19 protein-coding genes are annotated in these 16,375 nt (G+C 44.7%); 2 read left to right on the top strand and 17 right to left on the bottom strand.

All coding sequences use genetic code 11. The annotated features are described in order from the left end of the window. Nucleotides 1-12 precede the first annotated feature (12 nt). The 8 genes from alaS to mog form a co-directional block, all read right to left on the bottom strand. Nucleotides 13-2,649 carry an alanine--tRNA ligase gene (gene alaS / locus BN1209_RS06910; protein ID WP_045751522.1) on the bottom strand — a complete coding sequence of 879 codons (2,637 nt, stop codon included), beginning with the start codon at nucleotides 2,647-2,649 and terminating at the stop codon, nucleotides 13-15. A 37-nt stretch (nucleotides 2,650-2,686) separates the two neighbouring features. Next, complete coding sequence (recX, locus tag BN1209_RS06905; protein ID WP_045751521.1) at nucleotides 2,687-3,172, bottom strand: recombination regulator RecX; 486 nt, start codon at nucleotides 3,170-3,172, stop codon at nucleotides 2,687-2,689. Next, nucleotides 3,156-4,193 (bottom strand): recombinase RecA, encoded by a 1,038-nt coding sequence (gene recA / locus BN1209_RS06900; protein WP_045751520.1) that lies wholly within the window; start codon nucleotides 4,191-4,193, stop codon nucleotides 3,156-3,158. Before recA ends, recX begins: the two co-directional genes overlap by 17 nt. A 243-nt stretch (nucleotides 4,194-4,436) precedes the next feature. Then, nucleotides 4,437-4,934, bottom strand: coding sequence for a CinA family protein (locus BN1209_RS06895; RefSeq protein ID WP_045751519.1), 498 nt, complete (start codon nucleotides 4,932-4,934; stop codon nucleotides 4,437-4,439). After that, the gene (locus BN1209_RS06890) at nucleotides 4,916-5,416 is read right to left on the bottom strand and encodes a phosphatidylglycerophosphatase A family protein (protein WP_045751518.1); all 501 of its coding nucleotides are present in this window, start codon (nucleotides 5,414-5,416) and stop codon (nucleotides 4,916-4,918) included. Before BN1209_RS06890 ends, BN1209_RS06895 begins: the two co-directional genes overlap by 19 nt. After that, nucleotides 5,400-6,362, bottom strand: a complete 963-nt coding sequence (gene thiL, locus BN1209_RS06885) for a thiamine-phosphate kinase (RefSeq protein WP_045751517.1) — start codon at nucleotides 6,360-6,362, stop codon at nucleotides 5,400-5,402. Before thiL ends, BN1209_RS06890 begins: the two co-directional genes overlap by 17 nt. 15 nt (nucleotides 6,363-6,377) lie before the next feature. Next, nucleotides 6,378-6,776, bottom strand: coding sequence for an MAPEG family protein (locus tag BN1209_RS06880; protein ID WP_045751516.1), 399 nt, complete (start codon nucleotides 6,774-6,776; stop codon nucleotides 6,378-6,380). A gap of 15 nt (nucleotides 6,777-6,791) precedes the next feature. Next, nucleotides 6,792-7,376 carry a molybdopterin adenylyltransferase gene (gene mog / locus BN1209_RS06875; protein WP_045751515.1) on the bottom strand — a complete coding sequence of 195 codons (585 nt, stop codon included), beginning with the start codon at nucleotides 7,374-7,376 and terminating at the stop codon, nucleotides 6,792-6,794. 133 nt (nucleotides 7,377-7,509) lie between these two features. Here mog and BN1209_RS06870 point away from each other — a divergent pair, with 133 nt between their 5' ends. Then, nucleotides 7,510-8,235, top strand: a complete 726-nt coding sequence (locus tag BN1209_RS06870; protein WP_082048424.1) for a PDZ domain-containing protein — start codon at nucleotides 7,510-7,512, stop codon at nucleotides 8,233-8,235. Between the two features lie 16 nt (nucleotides 8,236-8,251). Here BN1209_RS06870 and yjgA read toward each other — a convergent pair whose 3' ends face one another. Further along, nucleotides 8,252-8,824, bottom strand: a complete 573-nt coding sequence (yjgA, locus tag BN1209_RS06865) for a ribosome biogenesis factor YjgA (RefSeq protein ID WP_045751514.1) — start codon at nucleotides 8,822-8,824, stop codon at nucleotides 8,252-8,254. A gap of 57 nt (nucleotides 8,825-8,881) precedes the next feature. Here yjgA and pmbA point away from each other — a divergent pair, with 57 nt between their 5' ends. Continuing rightward, complete coding sequence (gene pmbA / locus BN1209_RS06860; RefSeq protein ID WP_045751513.1) at nucleotides 8,882-10,225, top strand: metalloprotease PmbA; 1,344 nt, start codon at nucleotides 8,882-8,884, stop codon at nucleotides 10,223-10,225. Nucleotides 10,226-10,299: 74 nt separating this feature from the next. Here pmbA and BN1209_RS06855 read toward each other — a convergent pair whose 3' ends face one another. The 8 genes from BN1209_RS06855 to BN1209_RS06820 form a co-directional block, all read right to left on the bottom strand. Further along, a complete protein-coding gene (locus tag BN1209_RS06855; protein ID WP_045752046.1) occupies nucleotides 10,300-11,028 on the bottom strand; it encodes an MlaA family lipoprotein in 729 nt (242 codons plus the stop codon). 103 nt (nucleotides 11,029-11,131) lie between these two features. Further along, nucleotides 11,132-12,574, bottom strand: coding sequence for a cryptochrome/photolyase family protein (locus tag BN1209_RS06850; protein ID WP_045751512.1), 1,443 nt, complete (start codon nucleotides 12,572-12,574; stop codon nucleotides 11,132-11,134). Between the two features lie 27 nt (nucleotides 12,575-12,601). After that, on the bottom strand, nucleotides 12,602-13,069 hold the full coding sequence (gene rlmH, locus BN1209_RS06845) for a 23S rRNA (pseudouridine(1915)-N(3))-methyltransferase RlmH (protein WP_045752045.1): 468 nt from the start codon (nucleotides 13,067-13,069) through the stop codon (nucleotides 12,602-12,604). Nucleotides 13,070-13,104: 35 nt separating this feature from the next. Continuing rightward, entirely contained in the window at nucleotides 13,105-13,467 is a 363-nt protein-coding gene (gene rsfS / locus BN1209_RS06840) for a ribosome silencing factor (RefSeq protein ID WP_045751511.1), read from the bottom strand. A gap of 49 nt (nucleotides 13,468-13,516) precedes the next feature. After that, nucleotides 13,517-13,897, bottom strand: a complete 381-nt coding sequence (panD, locus tag BN1209_RS06835) for an aspartate 1-decarboxylase (protein WP_045751510.1) — start codon at nucleotides 13,895-13,897, stop codon at nucleotides 13,517-13,519. A 104-nt stretch (nucleotides 13,898-14,001) separates the two neighbouring features. Then, on the bottom strand, nucleotides 14,002-14,877 hold the full coding sequence (gene panC / locus BN1209_RS06830; RefSeq protein WP_045751509.1) for a pantoate--beta-alanine ligase: 876 nt from the start codon (nucleotides 14,875-14,877) through the stop codon (nucleotides 14,002-14,004). 5 nt (nucleotides 14,878-14,882) lie between these two features. Beyond that, nucleotides 14,883-15,695 carry a 3-methyl-2-oxobutanoate hydroxymethyltransferase gene (gene panB / locus BN1209_RS06825; RefSeq protein ID WP_045751508.1) on the bottom strand — a complete coding sequence of 271 codons (813 nt, stop codon included), beginning with the start codon at nucleotides 15,693-15,695 and terminating at the stop codon, nucleotides 14,883-14,885. Between the two features lie 7 nt (nucleotides 15,696-15,702). After that, entirely contained in the window at nucleotides 15,703-16,350 is a 648-nt protein-coding gene (locus BN1209_RS06820; RefSeq protein WP_045751507.1) for a deoxynucleoside kinase, read from the bottom strand. Between the last annotated feature and the right edge of the window lie 25 nt (nucleotides 16,351-16,375).

The raw sequence follows: 16,375 nt of genomic DNA, 5'->3' as shown, positions 1-16,375 counted from the left end.
TACTGTTTAAGGTTAATTAAGTTTTTGTTGAACCCACGCTTGCACGCTTGCAAGTGCTTGAGGTAGTTGACTAGGGTCTGTGCCGCCAGCCATTGCCATATCTGGCTTGCCGCCACCTTTGCCGCCTACTTGGCTCGCCACATGGTTGACCAAGTCGCCAGCTTTTAGTTTTATGATGACATCCGGTGTGACGCCTGCTGCAAGGCTGACTTTGCCGTCACTCACGCTTGCCAACACGATTGCCGCAGATTTTAGCTTATCTTTAAGCTTATCCATGGTCTCACGCAAGGCATTCGCATCAGCGCCTTCTAGTATTGCTGCAAGTACCTTAACGCCGTTAATCTCGAGTGCTTGATCTGCAAGGTCGTCGCCTTGAGATGAGGCTAATTTAGATTTTAAGCGCGCAAGTTCTTTCTCAAGTGATTTTTGTGAATCAAGTAATTGCGAGATTTTTGTGCCTAGTTCATGCGCTGGTGATTTTAGTTCGCTGGCAATATGGCTCAGCAGTGCTTGTTGGTTTTGCACTAATTTAAGTGCATTCGCACCTGTGGTTGCTTCTAGACGACGTACACCAGCGGCTACGCCACTTTCAGCAGTGATTTTAAAGAGACCAATATCCCCTGTGCGGCTTACGTGTGTGCCGCCGCAAAGTTCACGTGATGAGCCGATGTCTAATACGCGTACTTCATCGCCATATTTTTCGCCAAACAACATCATGGCACCAGTTTTTTGTGCGGATTCAATATCCATCACGCGGGCTTGCGTTGCTGCGTTAGCAAGGACTTCAGTGTTGACGATATTTTCAACTTGGCTAATTTCGTCGTCTGTCATTGGGGCGTTGTGAACAAAGTCAAAGCGCGTTTTTTCTGTATCAACTAAGGAGCCCTTTTGTTGCACATGTTCGCCTAGTACTTCGCGCAATGCTTTGTGCATTAAGTGCGTTGCTGAGTGGTTGCGCATGGTGCTTGCTCTAGCGTTTGTGTTCACGCGGGCTTGAAGGGTGTCGCCTACTGCTAGCTTGCCTGTAGTGAGGACGCCGTGATGGCCGAATACGTTAGCTTGAATTTTGAGGGTATCTTCAACAGTGAAAATGCCATCGTTTGATTTTAAATCGCCACAGTCACCAATTTGACCGCCTGATTCGGCGTAGAAAGGCGTGTTATCTAAAACCACAATGCCTAAATCGCCTTCATTCAGCGCATTGACCGCTGAACCGTCTTTGTATAAGGCAAGCACTTTGGCTTCTGTTGAGAGTTCATCGTAGCCACGGAAGTTGGTCGATGCGCCATCATATTCAACGTTGGTGGCCATTTTGAATTTACCAGCAGAGCGGGCTTGTTCTTTTTGGCGTGACATCGCAGTATCAAAAGCAGCTGAATCTACACTCACATCTCTCTCACGGCAAACGTCTGCTGTTAGGTCCAGTGGGAAGCCGTAAGTGTCGTGCAATTTGAATGCGGTTTCGCCGTTAAATGTTGTATTACCTGCTTTTGCCATTTCAGACAATTCTGCTTCTAAAATCGCCATGCCATTCTCAATGGTTTCAAAGAATCGATCTTCTTCTTGTTTGAGTACTTCAGATACGCGTGTTTGCGCACTTGAGAGTTCTGGATAGGCTTCGCCCATTTCAGCTACTAAATCCGGCAACACTTTATGGAAGAATGCAGCGCGGGCGCCAAGTTTGTAGCCGTGACGTATTGCGCGACGGATAATCCGACGAAGCACATAGCCACGGCCTTCATTGCCAGGAATCACGCCATCGGCAATTAAGAAGCTACACGCGCGGATGTGGTCAGCCAATACTTTAAGTGATGGATTATCTAAATCCGTTGTTTTGGTTTCGCGTGCTGCAGCTTTGATGAGCGTTTGGAATAAGTCGATTTCATAGTTCGCATGTACATGTTGAAGTACTGCTGAAATACGCTCTAAACCCATGCCTGTATCAACAGAAGGTTTCGGAAGTGGATGCATCACGCCAGCTTCGTCACGATTGAATTGCATGAACACGTTGTTCCAGATTTCGATGAAACGGTCGCCATCTTCATCTGGACTGCCTGGAGGGCCACCCCAAATGTGTTCGCCGTGGTCGTAGAATATTTCAGTACATGGACCGCAGGGACCGGTGTCGCCCATCATCCAGAAATTGTCTGATGCGTAACGAGCGCCCTTGTTGTCGCCAATGCGGATAATGCGCTCAGTTGGCACACCGATTTCTTTTGCCCAAATGTCGTAAGCTTCGTCATCTTCTGCGTAAACAGTGACGGTGAGTTTGTCTTTAGGAAGCTTGTAAACTTCGGTCAATAATTCCCATGCGTATTTGATAGCATCGCGTTTGAAGTAATCGCCAAAGCTGAAATTGCCTAGCATTTCAAAGAATGTGTGGTGGCGGGCTGTGTAGCCAACGTTTTCTAAGTCGTTGTGTTTGCCGCCAGCACGTACACATTTTTGGCTGGTGGTTGCACGTGTGTATGGACGTTTATCAAAGCCTAAAAATACATCTTTAAATTGGTTCATCCCTGCGTTAGTGAAGAGCAGAGTAGGATCGCCGTGCGGCACCAATGAGCTAGAGGCCACCACTTGGTGACCTTTAGACGCAAAAAAGTCTAAGAATTGTTGTCTGATTTCTCTAACAGATACTGTTTTACTCATTCAATTAGCCTATTTATTTTCTTTGGTGACGGCCCTGCTAAATATCGTCTTTTTGCTCGTTAATGACTTTTTTGATTATCTCAAAACCAAAGCCGCGGCTTTGTAAAAACCGCGCTTGTTTTGCCCATTCTTCTCTTGAACTTGGCGGTGCATCGTATTTTTTCCGCCACACAGCTTTCGCATTCACCAGTTCGTTTTCTTTTATATCTTGCACCGCTTCGAAAATAAGTTCATCAGAGACGCCTTTTTCTCTCAGTTCATTTGCAATGCGTGCACAACCAAATTTTGATTTGCGTGCATGTAAAATCTGCTCGGTAAATCGAGTATCCGATACCCAATTTCGTTTATTGAAATCCGCTAATATTTCGGGGATAACTTCTGTATCTAACTCATATTGTCTAGCGACAGTGTTCAATTTCTTTGCAAGTTCCGCAACGCTGTATTCGCGTTTAGCTAAATAATCTAGTGCACGCTGACGCAACGAAACTTGCGGCTTTTTTTTACCTTTAGTCTGCAGCGTCATCAGGGCCAATCGTTTTCACGATCGCATCTAAATTGCCTTTTGCGTTTGCACGAATCTTCGCATCAATTTCATCCGCCACTTCCGGATGTTCTTTTAAGTACTCACGTGAGTTGTCTTTGCCTTGGCCAATCTTCTCGCCGTTATAGCTATACCAAGCGCCTGCTTTTTCAACGATTTTAAGATCTGATCCTAACTCTAAAATCTCGCCTTCGCGTGAAATACCTTCACCGTACAAGATATCAAACTCAGCTTGTTTGAATGGCGGGGCAACTTTGTTCTTCACAATTTTTACGCGGGTTTCAGATCCGATGACTTCGTCACCTCGTTTGATGGCCCCTGTACGGCGAATATCTAAGCGAACGGATGCGTAAAATTTAAGTGCGTTACCACCAGTTGTTGTTTCAGGATTGCCGAACATCACGCCAATCTTCATTCGGATTTGGTTAATGAAGATGACCATGGTGTTGGTGCGCTTGATGTTGCCAGTAAGTTTTCGTAATGCTTGGCTCATTAAGCGCGCTTGTAAGCCCATGTGCGAGTCGCCCATTTCACCTTCGATTTCCGCTTTCGGAACCAGTGCGGCTACAGAATCGACCACCACAATGTCAACTGAGCCTGAACGTACCAACATATCGGCAATTTCTAAGGCTTGCTCACCTGTGTCAGGTTGGGAAATTAAAAGCTCGCCAACATTGACCCCTAGTTTTTGTGCATATTGTGGATCGAGTGCGTGCTCAGCATCAATAAATGCGGCTGTTCCGCCCATTTTCTGCATCTGTGCAATGACAGATAGTGTGAGAGTTGTTTTGCCAGAAGATTCAGGGCCGTAAATTTCAATGACACGTCCGCGAGGTAAGCCGCCAATGCCTAGTGCGATATCTAGGCCCAATGAGCCTGTTGAAACCGCCTGTATGTCTTCTGCGACTTCTGTGTCGCCCAAGCGCATGATTGAGCCTTTGCCGAACTGCTTTTCGATTTGCGAAAGTGCTGCTGCCAGTGCTTTGCTTTTGTTGTCGTCCATGTCGTCCTCTGGTTTTTTCTCTTTATTGATTAAGGCTTTGTTTACGCCATAAAAGTGCTAAAAAAGTCTTCAAATCAAGAATGTAATTATTCCACAAATTAGGCCTAAAAGTAAGGCTAAGACTAGGACTAATTGCCGTTGATTAGTTATTTTGAAGGGTTTTTTAGCGTTGGTTTTTTGATTTTAGCAAACCATTGTACGAACGTACACTATTAATTGAAGATAATATGGAGGGGTTGATTTTTAACTCTGTTGGTTGAGAAAGTCTTTGAGTCCAATAAGCAATGCGATGGTGGATTGCTCGCGAATTTGCTCTCTATTGCCTTGGAATAAGTAAGTTTTGCTAATGGAAGGCAAGTCGTTGCTAGCCCAAGCAAAGCAAACTGTGCCGACAGGTTTTGTGGAAGAGCCTCCCTCTGGCCCTGCGATCCCTGTCACGCTTGCAGCAATATTGGCCCTGCCTTGCTGAAGTGCGCCAATCGCCATTTCAATTGCGGCTTGTTCGCTCACTGCGCCGTGTTGCGTGAGTGTAGTTTCTTTCACTTTGAGTAAATCCTGCTTGGCTTGATTGCTATAAGTGACCAATCCACTATCAAACCAAGCTGAGCTGCCTGCGATATTGGTGATAAGGGCTGAAATTAGCCCACCAGTGCAGGATTCCGCTAAGGTAAGTACATGCTTTTTAGCGAGTAGTAGTTTACCTATTTCTTGAGATAGTGCTTTTAATTCAGGGCTAAACATAACAATACTTTTAGGCTAATAATTGCATAAATGGCAGCGAGCAGGTCGTCAAACATCACGCCAAATCCACCTTTTAGTCTCGCATCGCAGTGACGAATAGGCGCAGGTTTCCAAATGTCGAATAAGCGAAACAACACAAACGCGATGCCCCACCATAAAGGACTTGCCGGCGTGAATTCTAGTACTAGCATTATGGCGACAATTTCATCCCACACAATACTGCCGTGGTCTGATACGCCTAAGGCATTGCCAGTCTTGGTGCAGAGCGGAATGCCAACTAAAAATAAAACGGCGAGGGTGATGCAGTGTGTTGGCTCGGGCGTGAAAGTGAGCATCCAAAACAGAGGTAAGCCAATAATCGTGCCGATACTGCCCGGTGCTTTTGGTGATAGCCCGCTGCCAAAACCCAAGGCAACAAAGTGGCTCGGGTGACGAAGTAAAAACTGCAGGCTTGGTATGGTGGCTTTAACCGAAGTGGTCATAGCCCGTCCTTTTTAGTTCGATGAGTTGGCGATTTTTATCATAAAGATTGATCTTGGTCTCTTTAGTCGTTACGCCAATGGTAGAAAGTTTTAAATTTAATTTTTCCCCAATGGCTAAAATTGCATCATGTTGGGTTACGGGCGCGGTAAAGCATAACTCATAATCATCGCCGCCAGCTAGGCTGAGGCTTTGCAGCGTTGCAGTATCTAATTTTTGGCTAAGATTGACGTGCGGAATATCCTCCCAGTATAGATCTGCGCCTAAATTTGAGCGTTCTAAAATATGCCCTAAATCGGCTAATAAACCGTCGGATATATCAATTGCACTATTGGCCGCACCTCTCAAAGCCAATCCTAGCGTCACCCTTGGCTGAGGCGCTTGTAATGCATGAATGCAAGTTTGTTTTTCACTGATGGATAAAACATTGTCTATGAGCTTGTTTTGTAGTTCTGCTAAACCCAATGCCGCGTTGCCTAATGTGCCAGAGACCCAGACCTCATCGCCCGCTTTTGCGCCATCTCGTCGTAAGGCTTTGCCTAAGGGTACTTCGCCCATGATTTGGACGCTAATGTTGAGCGGGCCACGCGTGGTGTCGCCACCAATCAGACTGACACTAAATTCATCAGCACAAGCAAAAAATCCCCGTGAAAACTCACTCAGCCAAGTTTCATCGATGTTGGGCAACGCAATTGCAAGTGTTGCCCACTTTGGTATAGCCCCCATGGCGGCCATGTCTGAAATATTAACAGCGAGTGATTTCCAGCCTATAAAGTAAGCTGGGCAATCCTCTAAAAAATGAGTGCCTGCCACAAGCATGTCAGATGAAATAGCAAGTTGATGGCCAGCGCTGATTTGAATAAGTGCGGCATCATCCCCCACGCCCAAGTCGATATTTTGGCCTGGTTTAGTAAAGTATTTTTTGATGAGATCAAATTCAGAAAGCATAAGTTAACGCTCGCATTAAAACGGCTGAAAGAAAGATTTAGTCAGCAGCAACAATGCACAAATCGCGATGATATTGATTGTGGTGGCGGTGCCAAAGATTCGAAATTTAAAATTCTCGTTAGTTTGACTGACCCCATAAGCATGAGCGACGCGTGCTAAGACCAGCAAAATACCAAGGCTATGAATGATGAGTGTTGTGAAGCCCTGCATTTCTAACATCCCAATAAGCAGGATAGTCAATGGAACATATTCTGCAAAATTGGCATGGACTCTTGATGCTCGCAATATGCTTTTTTCACCGCCATCACCAATCGCTACTTTATGTTGGCGTCTTGTTTTAATCGTTTTGATTGAGAGCAAGATAAACAGAAGTGCTAACACAGCTGCGTAGTAGGATGTTATATGAAGTTGCATGGCCGTCTCAATGAGTTATTTGTTAGTAGCGGATTTCGGTCTAAAGGCTTGAACGAACTCTGGATGAGTTTCAATGTAAGGTCCACCAATCAGATCAAGACAATAAGGCACCGCAGCAAAAATGCCATGCGTCGTTTGTTTGCCTGAGGCATCTTTTAACCCTTCTAATGTTTGGGCAATCGCCTTGGGTTGGCCTGGTAAGTTGATAATTAAACATTGTTTGCGAATGACGGCTATCTGGCGAGAAAGAATAGCCGTTGGCACAAAATTTAAACTGATTTGACGCATTTGCTCGCCGAAGCCAGGCATTTCTCTATCAGCGACAGCAAGTGTGGCTTCAGGAGTGACATCACGAATCGCGGGCCCTGTACCACCCGTCGTTAAAATCAAGCTACATTGGGCCTCATCCACTAACTGTTTAAGTGTCCATTCAATTTCGGATTGCTCATCTGGGATAAGCCGCGTTTCAGCTTGCCATGGTGAGATGAGCGTCTTAGTAAGCCAGTCTTGGAGGTGTGGCAAGCCAAGATCTTGATAAACGCCTTTTGAAGCGCGGTCACTGATTGAAACAAGACCAATTTTAATTGTTTGTGCTGACATTTGAATTATTTCGACTCAGGGTTGGTCTGACTTCAGTGATTAGGTTTTAAAGTGAAATCATCCCATATTATGAGTCGAAACTGTTATTGTGTTTATATTGAGTGATTCAAATGGTAAAAATAATAAAGGAAGTATGATGCGTTTACTAAGCTATATGTTGTTAAGTTTTCTTGTTGTAGCGAATGTCTCAAAAGCTGAGGATGCTAAGTCTTTAGAGGAGATGGTTGCAAATCAAAACTTTTTCATCAATACCTATGTTGAGTCAAAAACAACAAATGCAAAACGAATTGTCTCGAATGCGGAGCCAAAAATTTATTCAGGTACGGATAAAATTGCCGATAAACAGCGCATGGAAGAGCGTGGATTTGAATTGATTGGCTATTCTGATTTTAAAGCGGGAAATGTAGCGCCAGACTTGGCAATGCCGCAAGCTAAAAAAGTGCACGCGGAAGTCGTGTTGGTTTACAGTGAGCGCGCTGATAAACCTTCGGCAACTGCAAAAATTCAGCAGTTACGTGAAGCTAAAAAGACGGGTCAAGCACCACTTGAAGCGGGCGCAAGTTATGCTTACTTCGCATCTTATTGGGCTAAAATTGCTAAGCCATCAATGGGTGTTCATGTAAAAGTCCCAGAAAAAGACGATGACGCTGATGGCTTACTGGTGATGGTGGTGATAGATGGCTCAGCCGCGGAAAAAGCGGGAATCACAAAAGATGACTTTTTAGTGAGTATCGGGGAGGTCACCCTTTTAAAGGTCGCTGATCTGACCAAAGCAGTGACGCAATATGCGGGTCAAACAGTCGATGTGGTTTACACGAGGAATCGAATGCGCCTTGAAAGCAAAATGACGTTGAATTAAACCCTAGACTTCAATGTTAGTCGGTTTTGTTTTCATCATAACCAAAGTCTTCACTTGAGGAATCTTGACCGCCAGAGGTGATTTCTCTCAAGAGCTTAAACAGCTCCCGGCTACTTTTAGGTGGCTTCGCTAAGGAGGCTTCGCGACGTGCATTGCGTATTAAAGTGCGGACTTGTTGACTATCAATATTTGGATGTTGATTGATAAACTCAGAAAATGCACTTTCATCTTCAATCAGGCGAGTACGCCAACGTTCTAGGTTGTGAAAGTAAGCGTTTTCAGCCGTATTTTTACCTTCCCACTTTTCCATTTGCTCAATAATCGGTGCGACATCAATCTCTCGCATTAAGCTGCCGATATATTGTTTTTGGCGACGTGTAGCGCCATTGGCGGTAATGCGCTTAGATTCGTTGATTGCATCCAATAATCGTTCAGGTAAATCCAAAAGTGCAAGCTTACTGTTAGGCAAAGCAACAAGCTTTACGCCAAGCTCTTGTTGAGCATCGGCTTCTGCTTTAAGTTTGGTTTTACTGATTGGTTCGATTAAATCAACTTCTTCAGCGTTGGGATCTATCTTTTTAGGTCTCATAGTGCGATATGATAGCAGTTTTTAGAAATTCATTTGAATGAGAACGGTACAAATCCAATGAGTGAGCCGCGATTTAGTTATTCATTAGCGCAATTGCAAGAGATGAGCGAAAAGGTTTTGCGCCTTGCCAAAGAAGCGGGGGCGAGTGCTGCAGAGGCTGAAGTCAACTTAGGCTTTGGCCAAAATGTTTCAGTGCGGATGAGTGAGACAGAAACTATTGAATATAACCGGGATAAAGGCGTTTCGGTCAGTGTTTATTTTGGTCAGCAAAAAGGTCATGCGAGCACTTCCGATCTCTCGCCCCAAGCGCTTCAAGACACCGTAGCGGCGGCTTGCAATATTGCGCGTTACACCGCTAAAGACGAGTTTTGTGGTTTAGCTAATGCAGATTTAATGGCAACGCATATACCTGATTTAGATTTGCATCATCCGTGGGATATTTCGGTGGACAGTGCGATTGAATTAGCTAAGGTTTGTGAAGCTGAAGCCCTCAGTGTGGATGCTCGAATTACGAATTCAGAAGGCGCCGCTATCTCAACGTACGAAGGGATGTTCGCTTACGCTAATACGCATGGCTTTAATGCGGGCTATGCAAGCTCGCGACATAGTTTAAGTTGCTCTGTCATTGCAGATGACGGCCAAGACAACATGCAACGTGACTATTGGTATAGTACGGCTCGCTCGTCCGATGATTTAGAGAGTGCTGAGTATGTTGGTCGCTTGGCTGGTGAGCGCACAGTAAGAAGATTAGGAAGTCAGCGCATTAAAACAGCCCAAGTGCCTGTGATGTTTGATGCTTCACTATCTTCTGGTTTGATTTCTCATTTAATTTCCGCGATATCGGGTGGAAGTTTGTATCGTAAATCTTCATTTTTATTGGATAGTTTGGGTAAGCAAATCATGTCGCCTTCAGTGACGATTGAAGAGCAACCCCACTTATTAAGAGGTTTGGGGAGTAGTCCTTTTGATAATGAAGGGGTAGCAACGCATTCACGTACTTTGGTGAAAGATGGCGTGCTTCAGGGCTATGTCTTATCGAGCTATTCAGCACGCAAGTTGGGGATGCAGAGCACAGGTAATGCAGGCGGTAACCACAATTTAATCGTGAGTCACGGCAGCTTGGATTTTAATGGGATGCTGAAAGCGATGGACACCGGATTGTTAGTGACAGAGTTACTAGGTCATGGCATTAATATGGTGACTGGAGATTACTCGAGAGGCGCTGCAGGATTCTGGGTCGAAAAAGGCGTCATTGTTCATGCAGTTGAAGAAATTACAATCGCAGGAAATCTAGCTGAAATGTTTAAGCATATTATCGCGATCGGGAATGACGTTTTAGTTCAGGGTTCTAAGCAGGTTGGCTCAGTGCTGATTGAAGGTATGACGGTTGCTGGCGACTAGTCACAAAGATCGGTGATTTCGATAGGCACAAAAAAACCATGCTCTGATGAACATGGCTTTTGTTAAAGCATGAGTTACTTGGACGGTTTAGAATTATCTGGCTCAAAGCCATCATAATTGACAACTACTTCGCCATCCGCCACTTGGTTAGCACGTCTTTGTAAATAAGCATCACGCATAAATGTGTATGGATCAAGCGCGGCTTCATCTAACAAGTCACTGCCCGGAAGTAGCGCTGCGCGTGTATCAATAAATTTAGTGCCGATAAGAGTATTACGGACTCTTGGATTATCAACATATCCTAGAGGATCAATGGTGATTAAATCTACTGCCAAGCCTGTCGTGTCGCGGAAGGTACTTGGTCCAAAAAATGGTAGCATTAAATATGCTCCATTACCTACACCCCAATAGCCAAGCGTTTGGCCGAAATCTTCTTTGTATTGTGGGATGCCTTGTTTGGATGCAATATCAAACAAGCCTGCAATACCCACGGTACTGTTGATCACGAAACGACCTGCACTTTCAGCCGCCTTGTTAAATTTAAACTGAAGCGCTTGGTTAATGGCGGTCACAAATGTTTTTAAGTTTGCAAAGAAGTTATTAACACCACTTCTAACAGGGGTTGGCAGCACCGCTTTGTATGCGCCAGCGATTGGTTTGAAAACTGCTTTGTCAGACACATCATTAAACTTATAAACACCACGATTAAAACCCTCAAGCGGATCTTTATTGTCGACTGAAGCACAGCCTGTCATGAGCGAGATGATCAATACCATTAGTAGTGTTAAAAATTTAGTTCGCATTTTATTTCCGATTTGAATATTAATTTGCATAAAAAACCTTAATGCAATTAATGATTACTTTAACTGAGTGATACTTTTGTGTCCATAAATTTAATTTTATTTCTCAGCTTTGCCCGGCGTGTTCCCCGGCACTCTTGTATAAAGCGAGTGACAAATTCCTCTGCGTTGCATGATCCACAATTGGGTGAGGGTAAGTTTTACCGATTTGCAGATTAAGCATTTCTTGTTTTAGAGAAGGTATTAGCCAAGGCGCATGTATTTCTTTGTCTGAGCAATTCGCTAACTCAGGGACGTATCTGCGGATAAACTTGCCGGCGCTATCAAATTTTTCAGATTGGGTAATGGGGTTAAAAATTCTAAACCAAGGTTGTGAGTCACAGCCCGTGGAGGCGGCCCACTGCCATCCGCCATTGTTAGCACTTAGGTCAAAGTCGATCAGTTTCTCAGCGAAATAACGCTCGCCCCAACGCCAGTCGATTAATAAATCTTTCACTAAGAAGCTAGCGACCACCATACGTAATCGATTGTGCATATAGCCAGTTTGGTTCAGTTGTCTCATGGCCGCATCAATCAGCGGGTAGCCGGTTGCACCATCGCACCAAGCTTGGAAAATTGCTTGGTCATTAGGGAACGGCAATGCATCAAATTCCGCTTTGTAAGCCTTGCCATCGGCTACTTTAGGGTGGTGATACAAAATCTGAAAGTAAAAGTCTCGCCAAATCAGCTCATTGAGCCATGTTTCAGCACCAGCGCCGCCAGTACTTTTTGCGGTTCTTGCAAGATGACGGATTGAAATCGTGCCAAAACGTAAATGTACCGAAAGGTAAGAGGGGCCTTTAACTGCAGGGAAGTTTCGCGCATCTTGGTAGTGAGTGATGCGGTCTTTGAAATCTTCAAACAGTTGAAGTGCGCCAGACATGCCGGTCGGCAATTTCATTTGACTAAGATTGGTTGTTTTGAAGCCCATTTCGTCCAAGCTAGACATTGCATCAGCTTGATATTTTGCTAAATGCTTTGCATAGCGATCAACCTGGTAAGCTTGCACAAAGTAATCATCGAGCTTTTTAAGATGTGCGTTTTTGTATGGCGTAAACACGCCGTAAGATTTGCCCTGCTGCGTCAGCACTTCATCTTGTTCAAATAAAACCTGGTCTTTAAATTGATGAAACGCAATGTTATGTTTTGCTAGTTTTTCCGCAACATTGGCATCTCGTGCTACTGCCTTTGGTTCGTAATCACGATTGCTGAAGACAGCCTCAACGCCTAATGCTAGCGCTTTTTTAACCACAATCTCTTTGGCAACGCCATACTCAACAATCAGGTCGCTCCCTTGCATTTGAAATGCCGCTTTAAGTTCTTTGAGGCTTTCCCAGATAAACTCAACACGACGATCAGCTTTATCTTCTAACTGGTCTAGTATCTCTTGATCAAATACAAAGATGCAAAAAACTTGTGCTGAGTTTTTAAGTGCATGGTAAAGCGCAGCGTGATCATAATCACGTAAATCTCGACGAAACCACACTAAAGATTTATTGTATTCTTGCATGCGGATGTTTTGGTCGCGTTGAGGCGATTACTCTCGATGGTATGGATGATGGTTAATGACAGACCAAGCGCGATAAAGTTGCTCCGCGAGCACGACGCGCACCATGCCATGTGGCAGCGTGAGTTTCGATAAGCTCCATAGCCAGTCTGCATTTTTTTTGATGTCAGGATGCAAACCGTCAGCGCCACCAACAAGCAGGCAAACGTCACGACCATTGCCTAGCCAACTACTCATGCGCTCAGCCAATTGCAATGTAGTGACTTCTGCGCCACGCTCATCAAGCGCGACAACAAAATCTTTGCCACAAGCTTCTAAAATGCGCTTAGCTTCGGCTTCTTGAACAACATTGGCATTTTTGCCAGCAGCGCGTTTATCAGGTTTGATTTCGATGATGTCGACCGTGGCCTCACGTGGCATGCGTTTAATATATTCAGCGCATGCTTGCTCAACCCACGTTGGCATTTTGTGACCAACACTGATGATGCGTATTTTCATATTGGTACGTGCTTGAAGCTCAAGCGGCAAGCAATTTAGGGCGCTTTAGTGTCGTTGGTGATGTGGCGATTGCCTTCTGCCGCACCCCAAAGTTGCTCTAGGTTGTAATAGGCGCGTGTCGCTGGCAGCATAATGTGAACAATAATATCGCCCAAGTCGACCAATACCCATTCTCCTTCGCGCTCACCTTCAGTCCCGCGTGCTTCAACACCAAGCTCTTTTAATTTAACAATCACATTATTTGCCATTGCCTTAGTTTGGCGTGATGAGGTGGCGTTTGCCACAATCATATAACTGGCCATTGACGTCAATTTACGCACATCCATTACGGTGATGTCATAGCCTTTGATGTCTTCAAGCGCGTCAACAACGGCTTGTTTCATTGCTTCTAGTTCCATAGGGCTACTTTCTTGTGGTGAATTTGCTGGTAAATTGAGTGTGAAGGGCTTACGCCGCTTGAACAGGAATGCCGCGTCGTTGGTCAACGATACGGTTATCTTGGTCAACGTAAACGAGTTGGGGTTTGAATTTTTCGAGTTCTAATTCGGTATAGCTTGCATAGCTAGCGATAATCAATAAATTGCCTGGATCAGCCTTACGAGCAGCGGCGCCATTCACGGAAATAATACCAGAGCCACGTTGCGCACGAATTGCGTACGTAGTGAAGCGCTCACCATTACTGATGTTGTAGATGTCGATTTGTTGATATTCATGAATGTCAGCTGCATCAAGCAAGTCTTCATCAATCGCACATGAGCCCTCATAGTCCAGCTCCGAATGCGTGCAGCGCACTCGGTGCAATTTGGATTTGAGCATGGTTCTTTGCATAGATTTCCTATGGTTTTGATTGAAAAGCACGCACATTATAGTCGCTTAGTGTCGGTCACGCAAAATTACAAAAACTTGGATAAGTCCAAGGCTGGACAGGGGTTTTAAGCAGTTAAATTGAATTCGATATTGTCGATTAATCTTGTTGTGCCCTGACGTGCGGCACCAAGTACGACAAGCTTGTTATCGTTTTGCGTTGCAGGAAGGAGTGTTTGCGCTGAACGGACTGAGATGTAATCCACTATCCATCCTAGCTGCGTTAAGCATTCTGTGCTTCTTGCCTCTAAGGCTTTAAAATCAGTATTGCCTTGTTTGATCGCATCAACTAACAAGCTCAATTCACTGTACAAACGCGGTGCTTCTAACTTTTGTGCGGGTGTTAGATAGCCATTGCGAGAACTCATCGCCAAGCCATCCTCCTCGCGCTTGGTATCGGCAGCCATAATTTCAATAGGCAAATTAAATTGCTTCACCATGTCACGAATGATGAATAGCTGTTGGAAGTCTTTTTTTCCAAAAATAGCGATTTTAGTTTGTGCGCCGTTAAAAAATACGAGATTGAATAGTTTGAGAACCACGGTCGCCATGCCTGAGAAATGCCCTGGCCTTGCTGCGCCGCATAGTTCGTTAGCGATACTTGGTAAGTTGATGCTGATGCTTTGATGGGTGTTATTAGTCGAAGCATCAAAGTCTGGATATATTTCCTGTTCGCTTGGCGTGAATACAATATCAGCACCTGCTGCTTTTAGTTTTGCCAAGTCAACATCCAACGTTCGTGGATACTTGCTCAAGTCTTCATTTGCGGCAAATTGCAATGGGTTCACAAAAATGCTGACCACAACACAAGCGTTTTTCGTTTTTGCAAGCTCAACTAATTGAATATGCCCTGCATGCAAATTGCCCATGGTTGGTACAAAGGCAATCGCTGTTTGTTTTGCTAATGCTTGTGACAAAGTTTCAGAGGTTTTAACGATCTGCATAAAATTTAATAGCTGTGTTCAACGCTAGGAAACGTTTTGTTTTTCACTGCGGACACATAAGCTTGAATCGCGGCTTGAATAGTGTGGTTTTCTACCAAGAAATTTTTAGTAAATCGCGGCGATTTGAAATCATCGGGTCTTTTGGATGCAGGGCCAGTGTAAATGCCAAGTAGGTCTTGAATGACCAGCACTTGCCCATCGCAATCAACGCCAGCACCAATACCAATGGTTGGTGCTTTGATGCTTTCGGTAATCCGCTTAGCCAGAGCAGCTGGTACCATTTCCAGCAACACAAAACTCACGCCTATTTTGTCCATTTCGATGGCGTCTTGTAAAATGTTGAGCGCGCTTTCGTCCGTTTTCCCTTGAATACGATAACCACCCAACTGCATGACGGATTGCGGCGTAAATCCTAAATGTGCGCAAACAGGCACGCCATTTTTAATTAAGAATTCCGCCGTTTGAACGATGCCTCCACCACCTTCAATCTTGACGATATCGGCACCCGCGGCCATCAGTTTTTTTGCATTGACCAATGCGACTTCATTATTTTGCTCGTAGCTTCCAGCAGGCATGTCAGTCATGATGCAACAACTTTTGACGCCTGCGGCTACCGACTGGGTGTGGTATTCCATGTCCCGCATGGATACGGCCAATGTGTTTTCGGCGCCTTGTAACACCATTCCCAGCGAGTCGCCGACTAAAAGCATATCGACGCCTGCTGCTTCATTAAGTTTTGCAAAGGTAGCGTCATAGCAGGTAAGCATAGCGATTTTCTCATCGCGTGTAACAAGACTCTTTAGTTTTTCTAGCGACATGTTGCGCTTAGTTCCAATCGGGATTGAAAAACTCACGGCGGCTTTGCACTTGCATAATGCGTTCAACGAGCAGATCTAGTGCTTCATCGCTGGTGGTGATGTTGATTTTTTCATTATTCACAATCAGCAACGGTGAACTGTCGTAGGTGTGGAAGAATTCACTGTAAGCATCCGAAAGTCGCGTTAGATATTCACGCGGAATAGCTTGCTCATAGCTGATATTGCGCTGCTCGACGCGTTCAATAAGGGCGTCTACAGGAGTTTGTAAGTAAATGACTAAGTCTGGCCTAGCCGCTTGCACTTCCATGGTTTGATAAATTTGTCGGTAAAGTGAAAACTCTTCATCATTTAAGTTGAGGCGGGCAAATAACGGATCTTTTTCTAAAAAAAAGTCTGCGATAGTGGCATCGCCAAAAATATCGCGCTGACTTAAATCACGAATTTGATTGCTACGTTGATGCAAAAAGAAAAGCTGAGTTGGTAACGCGTAGCGCTCAGCATCTTGATAGAACCTTGCTAAAAAGGGGTTGGCTTCTGCTTTTTCTAGTAATAAGTTCACAGGAAATTGATCGGCTAATTTACGCGCAAGCGTGGTCTTGCCGCTGCCAATTGGCCCCTCTATCACAATGTAGGGAAATTTTTCTGTGATATTCATTTTCACGTTTTATACCTGAGGACTT

The organism is Candidatus Methylopumilus turicensis (assembly GCF_000953015.1).
In the GTDB taxonomy this organism is placed as follows: Bacteria; Pseudomonadota; Gammaproteobacteria; order Burkholderiales; family Methylophilaceae; genus Methylopumilus_A; species Methylopumilus_A turicensis.
This window is presented reverse-complemented; position numbering and strand designations above follow the sequence as displayed.

Excerpts from the sequence above, each read along its gene's own strand:
- alaS (WP_045751522.1), bottom strand. The coding sequence starts at position 2,649 with ATGAGTAAAACAGTATCTGTTAGAGAAATCAGACAACAATTCTTAGAC.
- recX (WP_045751521.1), bottom strand. The coding sequence starts at position 3,172 with ATGACGCTGCAGACTAAAGGTAAAAAAAAGCCGCAAGTTTCGTTGCGT.
- recA (WP_045751520.1), bottom strand. The coding sequence starts at position 4,193 with ATGGACGACAACAAAAGCAAAGCACTGGCAGCAGCACTTTCGCAAATC.
- BN1209_RS06895 (WP_045751519.1), bottom strand. The coding sequence starts at position 4,934 with ATGTTTAGCCCTGAATTAAAAGCACTATCTCAAGAAATAGGTAAACTA.
- BN1209_RS06890 (WP_045751518.1), bottom strand. The coding sequence starts at position 5,416 with ATGACCACTTCGGTTAAAGCCACCATACCAAGCCTGCAGTTTTTACTT.
- thiL (WP_045751517.1), bottom strand. The coding sequence starts at position 6,362 with ATGCTTTCTGAATTTGATCTCATCAAAAAATACTTTACTAAACCAGGC.
- BN1209_RS06880 (WP_045751516.1), bottom strand. The coding sequence starts at position 6,776 with ATGCAACTTCATATAACATCCTACTACGCAGCTGTGTTAGCACTTCTG.
- mog (WP_045751515.1), bottom strand. The coding sequence starts at position 7,376 with ATGTCAGCACAAACAATTAAAATTGGTCTTGTTTCAATCAGTGACCGC.
- BN1209_RS06870 (WP_082048424.1), top strand. The coding sequence starts at position 7,510 with ATGATGCGTTTACTAAGCTATATGTTGTTAAGTTTTCTTGTTGTAGCG.
- yjgA (WP_045751514.1), bottom strand. The coding sequence starts at position 8,824 with ATGAGACCTAAAAAGATAGATCCCAACGCTGAAGAAGTTGATTTAATC.
- pmbA (WP_045751513.1), top strand. The coding sequence starts at position 8,882 with ATGAGTGAGCCGCGATTTAGTTATTCATTAGCGCAATTGCAAGAGATG.
- BN1209_RS06855 (WP_045752046.1), bottom strand. The coding sequence starts at position 11,028 with ATGCGAACTAAATTTTTAACACTACTAATGGTATTGATCATCTCGCTC.
- BN1209_RS06850 (WP_045751512.1), bottom strand. The coding sequence starts at position 12,574 with ATGCAAGAATACAATAAATCTTTAGTGTGGTTTCGTCGAGATTTACGT.
- rlmH (WP_045752045.1), bottom strand. The coding sequence starts at position 13,069 with ATGAAAATACGCATCATCAGTGTTGGTCACAAAATGCCAACGTGGGTT.
- rsfS (WP_045751511.1), bottom strand. The coding sequence starts at position 13,467 with ATGGAACTAGAAGCAATGAAACAAGCCGTTGTTGACGCGCTTGAAGAC.
- panD (WP_045751510.1), bottom strand. The coding sequence starts at position 13,897 with ATGCAAAGAACCATGCTCAAATCCAAATTGCACCGAGTGCGCTGCACG.
- panC (WP_045751509.1), bottom strand. The coding sequence starts at position 14,877 with ATGCAGATCGTTAAAACCTCTGAAACTTTGTCACAAGCATTAGCAAAA.
- panB (WP_045751508.1), bottom strand. The coding sequence starts at position 15,695 with ATGTCGCTAGAAAAACTAAAGAGTCTTGTTACACGCGATGAGAAAATC.
- BN1209_RS06820 (WP_045751507.1), bottom strand. The coding sequence starts at position 16,350 with ATGAATATCACAGAAAAATTTCCCTACATTGTGATAGAGGGGCCAATT.